An 8,326-nucleotide genomic window follows, 5' to 3' on the forward strand; every position below is an offset into this window, starting at 1 on the left:
GGCCGGCGGTGGCTGGCCACCCAGCCCGAAACCCCCTCCCCCAGCGGCAACTTGACCCGCCCCACCTGATCGTCGAACGGCGGGGTGGCCCCGGCCAGCGTCAGCGACGCCCCGGAATCGTCGAGCACGTGCACGAAACACACGTCCGAGGCGGTCGCCGCGGTGATCAGCCGCGACACCGCCGCCGCGACGGACTCCACGCCGGGGCCGGTGGAGGTCGCCGCCACGATGTCCAGCAGCAGCGCCACCTCGCGGTCGGCGTCGACCAGTCCATGCACCGAGTGGGCGTCCGGCATCACTGGTAGATGCCCTCCCGTAGTGCGGTGGCCACCGCGGCGGTGCGATCGCTGACACCCAGCTTGCGGTAGATGGACCGGAGATGGCTCTTGACCGTCTCGTCGCCGATGACCAGCTTGGCGGCGATGCCCCGGTTGGACAGCCCCGCGACCACGAACGCGAGGATCTCGCTTTCCCGCTGGGTCAGACCCTGCCGGGCGCCCGGCCAGAACTCGTCGCGCTGCAGCCGGGCGGCCGTCTCCGCGGCGCGCGCGGCCAGCCCCGCGTCGATGGCGGTCGACCCGGCGTGCACATACTCGAGCTGCCGCACCAGCTCGTCGCTGCTGATGCCCTTGAGCAGATATCCCGACGCCCCGACCCGCAGCGCCTGGAACAGGTACTGCTCGTCCTCGTACACCGACAGCAGGATCACCTTGCGTTCGGGGTCGCGTTCGCGGATCTCGCGGCACAGGTCCAGCCCGCTCGCCCCCTGCATCCGGACGTCGCAGAGCACGATGTCGGGTTTCAGGCCGGCGACCACGGCCAGCGCGGTCTCCGCTCCGACGGCCTCCCCCACCACCAGAACACGGTCGGCGAAGGAGGCGAGCATCGCCTTGAGGCCCTCGATGACCATCTCGTGATCGTCGACGAGGACCACCCGCACCGGGGCTGTGGTGGCGACCGGTGCCGTCATCGGGTCACGGCAATCGCGCGGCCAAGTGGGGTCACGGCCCTTCCTCCGTCAGCTCGGTCGTCATGCCGGTCGTCGTTCCGTCCGGACGCGTTTCCCCGATTATCCCTCGTGAGCCGACGCGGGCGGCCGAATTCCACCGCCCCGATCCGGTCGGTCACCACCGGCGGCAACCGGGTGAGAACCGGGGGGCGAAGATCCCCGTATCGGGGGATGCGCACGGGGGCCGGGATCGGCGACACTGCCCGCGTGTGCCCGGCAATGACGACGGCGCCGCCCCGCGGCTTCTGGTGGGAGCACGGTCTGAGCACCGACCGGCTCTGCCTGCTCGAGGCGGTCATCTTCGACGTCGACGGCATCCTGGCCGACACCGAGCGCGACGGGCACCGCCCCGCCTTCAACGCCGCCTTCGCCGCCCACGGTCTCGACGTCAGCTGGACCCCGGACGACTACGGCCGGCTGCTGGCCATCAGGAGCGGGCGGCGCCGGATCGCCCACGACCTGCGCTCCCGCGGTTTCGCCGCCGCCGACCGGCTGGCCGCCGCGGTGCACTCCACCAAGACCGCGATGTTCGCCCGCCGGGTGCTCGACGGTGAGATCGGCGCCCGGCCCGGCCTGCCACGGCTGATCGGCGAGCTGCGCAACTGCGGCATCCGCGTCGCGGTCGCGTCGACCGGGAGCCGGGCCTGGGTCGAGCCGCTGGTGCGCGACGTCGTCGGTGACGGCATCGCCGAGGTCCTCATCACCGGCGACGAGGTCAGCCGCGGCAAACCCGATCCGGAGGTGTACCTGCGCGCCCTCGACGAGCTGGATCTGGCCCCGGAGAGCGTGCTGGCCGTGGAGGATTCGCAACCCGGCCTGCGGGCGGCCCGGCGCGCCGGGTTGGCCACCGTCGTGGTGACCAACGACTACACCGCGGGACAGGATTTCACCGGGGCCGCCGCGGTGTTCGACGGCTTCGACGGCCGGACCCCGCTGGGCACCGACGGCTGTCGGCAGGCACACCACCGGCACCACTGCCTGCTTCGCTAGCAGATCCTCGGAAGCTGTTCGCCGAGTTCACGTTCGATCACCCGACTGGTGCCGAACGCGGTCCTGCCCACGGCCATGCCCGGATGCTCGGCGACCACCCGCCCCACGATCGTGGCGTTGGCCCCCTCCGGGCGCGACCGCATGGCGGCCAGCACCGCCTCGCTGTGCGCGGGATCCACGAACGCCACCAGCTTGCCCTCGTTGGCCACCTGCAGCGGATCGAGCCCGAGGAACGAGCAGGCCGAGGACACGGTGTCGGGCACCGGGATCGTGGCCTCGTCCAGTTCGACGCCCACCGAGGCGGCCCGCGCGATCTCGACGACCGAGGCGACCAGCCCCCCGCGGGTGGGGTCGCGCAGCGCGTGGACGGCGGCGGGATCCGACGCCTCCAGCATGGCCGCGACCAGCCGGTGCAGCGGGGCGCTGTCGCTGGTGACGACGGTGCCGAAGTCGATGCCCTCGCGCACGCTCATGATCGCCACACCGTGCTCGCCCAGGTTCCCCGAGACGATGATGTGGTCGCCGGGGCGCGCCCGCTCGGGCCCGATCCGGACACCGGGTGGCACCACCCCGACACCGGCGGTGTTGATGAACAGCTGGTCGGCTCCGCCGCGTCCCACCACCTTGGTGTCACCGGTGACGATGTCGACGCCGGCCTGCGCGGCGGCCCTGCCCATGGTCTGGGCGACCGCGCCGAGCACCTCGAGTTCCAGGCCCTCCTCCAGGATGAAACCCGCGGTCAGCCCGATCGGCTGGGCGCCGCTGCAGGCCAGGTCGTTGACCGTGCCGTTCACCGCGAGGTCGCCGATGTTGCCGCCCGGGAAGAACAGCGGCTGCACGACGTAGGAGTCCGTGGTCAGGGCGATCTGCCCGCCGGGGGTCTCCAGCAGTGCCGAGTCCCGCATCCGCTCCGCCCCGGGGGCGGTCCCGTTGCCGAAGGCCGGCAGGAAGAGGTTCTCGATGAGCTCCTCGGAGAGCACACCGCCGCCGCCGTGACCGAGCACGATGCGTTTGGTCTCCCGCAGCGGCAGCGGGCACACCCAGTCGCCGGGGTCGACGGTGACCGGAGAGTCAGGCATGCGCGGGTTCCCCCAGCCGCCGGAACTGGTAGTAGGCCGCACACGCGCCCTCGCTGGAGACCATGGTGGCCCCCAGCGGAGTCCGCGGGGTGCACGAGGTGCCGAAGGCCGGGCACTCGTTGGGCTTGAGCAGGCCCTGCAGCACCTCTCCGCTGTGGCATTCGCTGGACTCCGACACCCGCAGCTGCCCCACGCCGAACCTGCGCTCCGCGTCGAAGTCGGCGAACCGGGGTGAGAGCGTCCACCCGGACTTGGGGATCATGCCGATGCCGCGCCATTGCCGGTCGGTCACGGTGAACACCTCGGCCAGGGTCTGCTGCGCCACGGTGTTGCCGGCGTCGGTGACCGCGCGCGGGTAGGCGTTGCGCAGCTCGCAGGTGCCGGCCTCGAGCAGATCGACCACCTGGCGCACGCCCTCGAGCAGGTCCAACGGCTCGAAGCCGGTGACCACGATCGGCACCTGGAACCGTTCGACCAGCGGCCCGTACTCCCGGGTGCCCATCACCGTGCAGACGTGGCCGGCGGCCAGGAAGCCCTGGACGCGGTTGGTGGGTGAACTCAGGATCGCCGTCATCGCCGGCGGCACCAGCACATGCGACACCAGCATCGAGAAATTCGACAGCCCGAGGCGTTGGGCGTGCAGCACCGCCATCGCATTGGCCGGGGCGGTGGTCTCGAACCCGACCCCGAAGAACACCACCTCCTTGTCCGGGTTGTCCGCGGCGACGCGTGTGGCGTCCAGCGGCGAGTACACGATGCGCACGTCGCCGCCGCGCGCCCGGACCGAGAAGAGGTCCTGATGGCTGCCCGGGACGCGCAGCATGTCGCCGAACGAACAGAAGATGACGTTGTCGGTGGCGGCGATCTCCAGGGCGCGGTCGATCATCTCCAGCGGCGTCACGCAGACCGGGCACCCGGGACCGTGGATGAACTCCACCGCACCGTCGAGCAGTTGGTCGAGGCCGTTGCGGATGATCGAATGCGTCTGCCCGCCACAGACCTCCATGATCGTCCAGGGCCGGGTGGCGCGGCGCCGGATCTGGTCGACGAGGGTGCGCGCCGCCGCCGGGTCCCGGAATTCGTCGAGGTACTTCATGCCGTCTCCCTCCTGCCCGGCGCCGCCTCCGCGGCTGCCTCCGGCGACGCTGCCTGGCCTTCGCTGCCCGCGAGTTCCTCGTCGAGAACGCCGAGGTCCTCGAACATCTGCAGGGTCTGGCGCGCCGATTCCTCGTCGAGCCGGGTGATCGCGAACCCGGCGTGGACGATGGTGTACTCACCGATCTGCATGTCGGGCAGGTAGGCCAGACACACGGTCTTGCTGGTCCCGCCGAAGTCGACCGTGGACATCCGCGTACCCGCGTCCTCCCAGATGTCGACTACCTTGCCGGGGATTCCGAGGCACATACGGCACTTCCTTCCTCATCGGGTGCGGCATCGGGTGCGGCATTGGGTGCGCCCCGATGCGCGGGTCGGTGGGGTTCTCCGGGCTGCTCGCCGCCCGGCCGGTCCAGGCGGGCCGCGGCGACCACGGCCTGCCCGAGCGCCAGGCCGCCGTCATTGCAGGGCAGCACCGCATGGATCAGGACGTCGAAGCCGTCGCTGCCGAGCCGTGTGCGCAGCCCGTCGAGCAGGATCCGGTTGACGAACACGCCGCCCGTCAGGCCCACCGTGTCGACGCCGGCCATGCCGGCGCACTCGGCCACGGCCGCGGCGGTCGCCCGGATCAGCGCGGTGTGGAACCCGGCGGCCAGATCGGCCGGCTCGCGGCCCCGGCGCAGCCCGTCGACCATCGCCGCGATCATCGGCAGCGGGTTCAGGACACCGTCGGCGACCTCGAAGTCCAGCGCGGCGGGCCGTCCCCGGCGGGCCAGATGCTCCAGTTCGACGGCCGCCTGCCCCTCGTAGGTCACCGCCTGGCACACCCCGAGCAGGCTGGCCACCGCGTCGAACAACCGGCCGACGCTGCTGGTCGGCACGCAACCGACGCCCCGGGTGACCTGCTGGGCCAGGATGGACAGCCCGGGGTCGCCCACCGCGGCCACCGGCGGCAGATCACCGGCCCACTCGATGCCGGCCCGGTGCAGCAGGTCCAGCGCGATGCGGGCGGGCTGGCGCACCGCGCCGTCGCCGCCGGGCAGGGCGAACGGCGCCAGGTGGCCGAGGCGGGTGAACGCCGCCGGATCGGTGATCGCCAGCAGTTCGCCACCCCAGATGGTGCCGTCGGTGCCGTACCCGGTGCCGTCGAAGGCCACCGCCAAGGCCGGGGCGCCCAGCCGTCGGTGTTCGGCCAGCAGCGACACCGCATGCGCGTGGTGGTGCTGCACCGGCACCACCTCCAGCTGCTGCTCGAGGCGCCGGCGCTGGGCCCACCGGGTGGTGGCGTAGCCCGGGTGCTGGTCCCGGGCGATGACGGTGGGGCGCCGGCCGGTCATGAAGGCCAGATGGGTGAACGCCGACTCGAAACAGGACTGGGTGCGCGGGTCGGCCATGTCCCCCAGATGCGCCGACATGTGTCCGCGGCCGTCGGAGCCCAGCAGGCAGAAAGTGGTCTTGAGGTCTCCGCCGGTGGCCAGGATGACGTCCCCGGACCGGGCCGGACGGCCGCTGCCGACGCTGACCGGCAGCGGCGCATAACCACGCGAGCGCCGGATCGGCACCGGCGCGCCGTCCGCGGCCACCGTGAGCACGGAGTCCTCGCACGGCACGTGTATCGGGCGGTCATGGGAGAGCACGGCGTCGGCGAGCCCGTCGATCCAGGACAGATCGTCGTCGCGGAACACGATGGGCGACCCACCGCGATTGGCCGAGGTCATCACCAGCGGCCGTGATCCCAGCCGGTCGAAGAGCAGGTGGTGCACCGGCGAGTAGGCCAGCATGACGCCCACCTCGGCCAGGCCGGGCGCGACCGCGGCCTGCACCTGGCGATCCCGGCCGGGCATCAGCACGATCGGCGCCGCGGGACCGGCCAGCAGTGCCGCAGCCGCATCGCTGACATCACAGATCCCTTGCGCGGCAGCCATATCACCGACCATCACCGCGAACGGTTTGGCGGGCCGGTCCTTGCGGCGGCGCAGCTCGGCGACCACGGGCGCGGAGTCGGCCAGGCAGGCCAGGTGGTAGCCGCCGATGCCCTTGACCGCGACGATCGCCCCGGCCTGCAGCGCGCGCACCGCGGACTCGATCGGCCCGATGACCGGATCATTGCGCCCCACCACGTCCCCGGGCGGACCCGTCCAGGACAGCCGCGGCCCGCACCGTGGGCAGGCGATGGTCTGTGCGTGGTAGCGCCGGTCCGCGGGGTCCCGGTACTCGGCGGCACACGCCGCACACATCGGGAATCCCGCCATGGTCGTGGCGGGCCGGTCGTAGGGCAGGTCGGTGATGACGGTGTAGCGCGGTCCGCAGTTGGTGCAGGTGATGAACGGGTGCCCGAACCTGCGGTCGCCGGGATCACGCAGTTCGCGCAGGCAGTCGGCGCAGATGGCGATATCGGGCGGCACCAGGGTGCGCGCCGGGGCACCCGGGCGGCCCTCGAACCCGACGCCGTCATGGACGCCACCGTCGATGCCACCGTCGATGTCACCGTCCCGGCTGTCCACGATGCGAAACCCGCGCTCCCCGATCGGGGCCAACCGTGTCACGGCCACGGCGTCGACGCGCGCCGCCGGCGGTGCCCCGGCGGCCCGGATCTCCGCGACCACCTCGTCGACGGTGTCGGCGTCGCCCTCGAGTTCGCAGCGCACCGAACCGGCGTCGTTGTAGACGAATCCGTGCACCCCGCGACGCAGCGCGAGGCGGGCGACGGCCGGTCGAAAGCCGACGCCCTGCACCACGCCGGTGATGTCCAGCCGCAACCGCACACTCGCCTCGTTCTTGCGACTGCCCCTCATGGACCTCCTGAGCAGCGAAGCCTCCACGCCGTATGGGCTGCCGGCGCGGGTAGGTAGTGCCCAGGCTAGACCCGGTCAAACACCACGACAATCACAATTTGGCACAGAAACTCTGCGCATTTCTGCGAATCGTCGAGGCAACCTTCCCGGCACTATCCGCGACAAACGACCGCGCGACAGGGCAGCATGGCGGGGTGCACGAGTTGTCGCTGTGCCACGCCATCGCGGGCGTGGTGCGATCCAACGCCGGGGATCGCCGGGTCGACACGGTGCGGGTCCGGGTCGGGGCCCTGCGCCAGGTGGTTCCCGAATCGCTGGAGTTCTGCTGGACGCTGGTGCGTGAACACGAGGACATGGCCGGCGCCGAACTCGAACTCGAATTCGTGCCCGCCGAGGTGGTATGCCGGACATGTGGTGAGCACGGCGAGATCGAGTCGCGGTGGTCGGTGTGCTGCCCACACTGCACGAGCGCCGACGTGACGGTGGTCCGCGGCGACGAGTTCCTGGTGACCTCGATGGACGTCACCTGACGAGCGAAAGGGCTTCACCATGGGTCGATTCCACCGTCACGACGACGGCACCGTGCACACCCACGAGCACGGCGCCGACGGGCACGTCCATGACGACCACAGCGGCTATGCCACCGGCGGCCAGCGCATCGAGGTGCTCGAATCGATCTTCGCCGAGAACGACGTCCGGGCAACGATCAACCGGGAAGCCTTCGAGTCCAACGGGATCCGTGCACTGAACCTGATGAGCTCACCCGGTTCGGGCAAGACCACGTTGTTGGCGGCCACCCTCGACGAGCTTGCCGCGGAGGTTGCCGTGGGGGTGATCGAGGGTGACATCGCCACCGCGCTGGACGCCGAGAAGCTGCAGGGCCGGGGGGCTCAGGTGTCGTTGCTGAACACCGCCAACGGGTTCGGCGGGGAGTGCCACCTCGACGCACCGATGGTCAACCGGGCGCTGCAGGGTCTGCGGCTGCCCGAACTCGACCTGGTGATCATCGAGAACGTCGGCAACCTGGTGTGCCCGGCGGAGTTCGACGTCGGTGAGCACGCCAAGGCGATGGTGTACTCGGTGACCGAGGGCGAGGACAAGCCGCTGAAGTATCCGGTGATGTTCCGGTCGGTGGACGTGGTACTGCTGAACAAGATCGACCTGGTCCCCCACCTGGACGTGGACGTCGACCAGTACATCGCCCATGTCCGCGAGGTCAACCCCGCGGCGACGATCCTGCCCGTCAGTGCCCGCACCGGCGCCGGCATGGATGCCTGGTACCGCTGGCTGCGCGAATTCCTGCGCGACTGACGGACTGTCTCTGATCCACATCTGACGCTGCCGCCGCTACCCCTGCC

General features: G+C 71.2%; 8 protein-coding genes and 1 pseudogene. 3 read left to right on the forward strand and 6 right to left on the reverse strand.

Features of this window, described 5'->3' with window-relative positions:
* Both CSR00_RS28640 and CSR00_RS28645 read right to left on the reverse strand, forming a co-directional pair.
* Positions 1 to 296 (reverse strand): annotated as a pseudogene (locus CSR00_RS28640) (ATPase); the annotation flags it as partial.
* On the reverse strand, positions 296 to 970 hold the full coding sequence (locus CSR00_RS28645) for a response regulator (RefSeq protein WP_099025754.1): 675 nt from the start codon (positions 968 to 970) through the stop codon (positions 296 to 298). The gene CSR00_RS28645 and the pseudogene CSR00_RS28640, both read right to left, overlap by 1 nt.
* A 246-nt stretch (positions 971 to 1,216) precedes the next feature.
* Here CSR00_RS28645 and CSR00_RS28650 point away from each other — a divergent pair, with 246 nt between their 5' ends.
* Entirely contained in the window at positions 1,217 to 1,999 is a 783-nt protein-coding gene (locus tag CSR00_RS28650) for an HAD family hydrolase (RefSeq protein ID WP_218014558.1), read from the forward strand.
* Here CSR00_RS28650 and hypE read toward each other — a convergent pair.
* Genes hypE through hypF form a run of 4 tightly spaced genes read right to left on the reverse strand, consistent with a single transcriptional unit; the run spans position 1,996 to position 6,968 of the window.
* Positions 1,996 to 3,078, reverse strand: coding sequence for a hydrogenase expression/formation protein HypE (gene hypE / locus CSR00_RS28655; RefSeq protein ID WP_099025756.1), 1,083 nt, complete (start codon positions 3,076 to 3,078; stop codon positions 1,996 to 1,998). The two genes, CSR00_RS28650 and hypE, sit on opposite strands and share 4 nt — an antisense overlap.
* On the reverse strand, positions 3,071 to 4,174 hold the full coding sequence (gene hypD / locus CSR00_RS28660) for a hydrogenase formation protein HypD (RefSeq protein WP_099025757.1): 1,104 nt from the start codon (positions 4,172 to 4,174) through the stop codon (positions 3,071 to 3,073). The genes hypE and hypD overlap by 8 nt, the downstream gene beginning before the upstream one ends.
* Positions 4,171 to 4,482 carry a HypC/HybG/HupF family hydrogenase formation chaperone gene (locus tag CSR00_RS28665; RefSeq protein WP_099025758.1) on the reverse strand — a complete coding sequence of 104 codons (312 nt, stop codon included), beginning with the start codon at positions 4,480 to 4,482 and terminating at the stop codon, positions 4,171 to 4,173. Before CSR00_RS28665 ends, hypD begins: the two co-directional genes overlap by 4 nt.
* Entirely contained in the window at positions 4,455 to 6,968 is a 2,514-nt protein-coding gene (gene hypF / locus CSR00_RS28670; protein ID WP_099025759.1) for a carbamoyltransferase HypF, read from the reverse strand. Before hypF ends, CSR00_RS28665 begins: the two co-directional genes overlap by 28 nt.
* Before the next feature lie 194 nt (positions 6,969 to 7,162).
* Between hypF and CSR00_RS28675 the strand changes: the two genes are divergently transcribed.
* Together CSR00_RS28675 and hypB are read left to right on the forward strand one after the other, a co-directional pair.
* Positions 7,163 to 7,498, forward strand: coding sequence for a hydrogenase maturation nickel metallochaperone HypA (locus CSR00_RS28675; protein WP_099025760.1), 336 nt, complete (start codon positions 7,163 to 7,165; stop codon positions 7,496 to 7,498).
* A 19-nt stretch (positions 7,499 to 7,517) separates the two neighbouring features.
* Positions 7,518 to 8,279 carry a hydrogenase nickel incorporation protein HypB gene (gene hypB, locus CSR00_RS28680; protein ID WP_099025761.1) on the forward strand — a complete coding sequence of 254 codons (762 nt, stop codon included), beginning with the start codon at positions 7,518 to 7,520 and terminating at the stop codon, positions 8,277 to 8,279.
* The last annotated feature ends 47 nt before the right edge of the window (positions 8,280 to 8,326 follow it).

The sequence above is a fragment of the Mycolicibacterium palauense genome, from assembly GCF_002592005.1.
GTDB lineage: Bacteria > Actinomycetota > Actinomycetes > Mycobacteriales > Mycobacteriaceae > Mycobacterium > Mycobacterium palauense.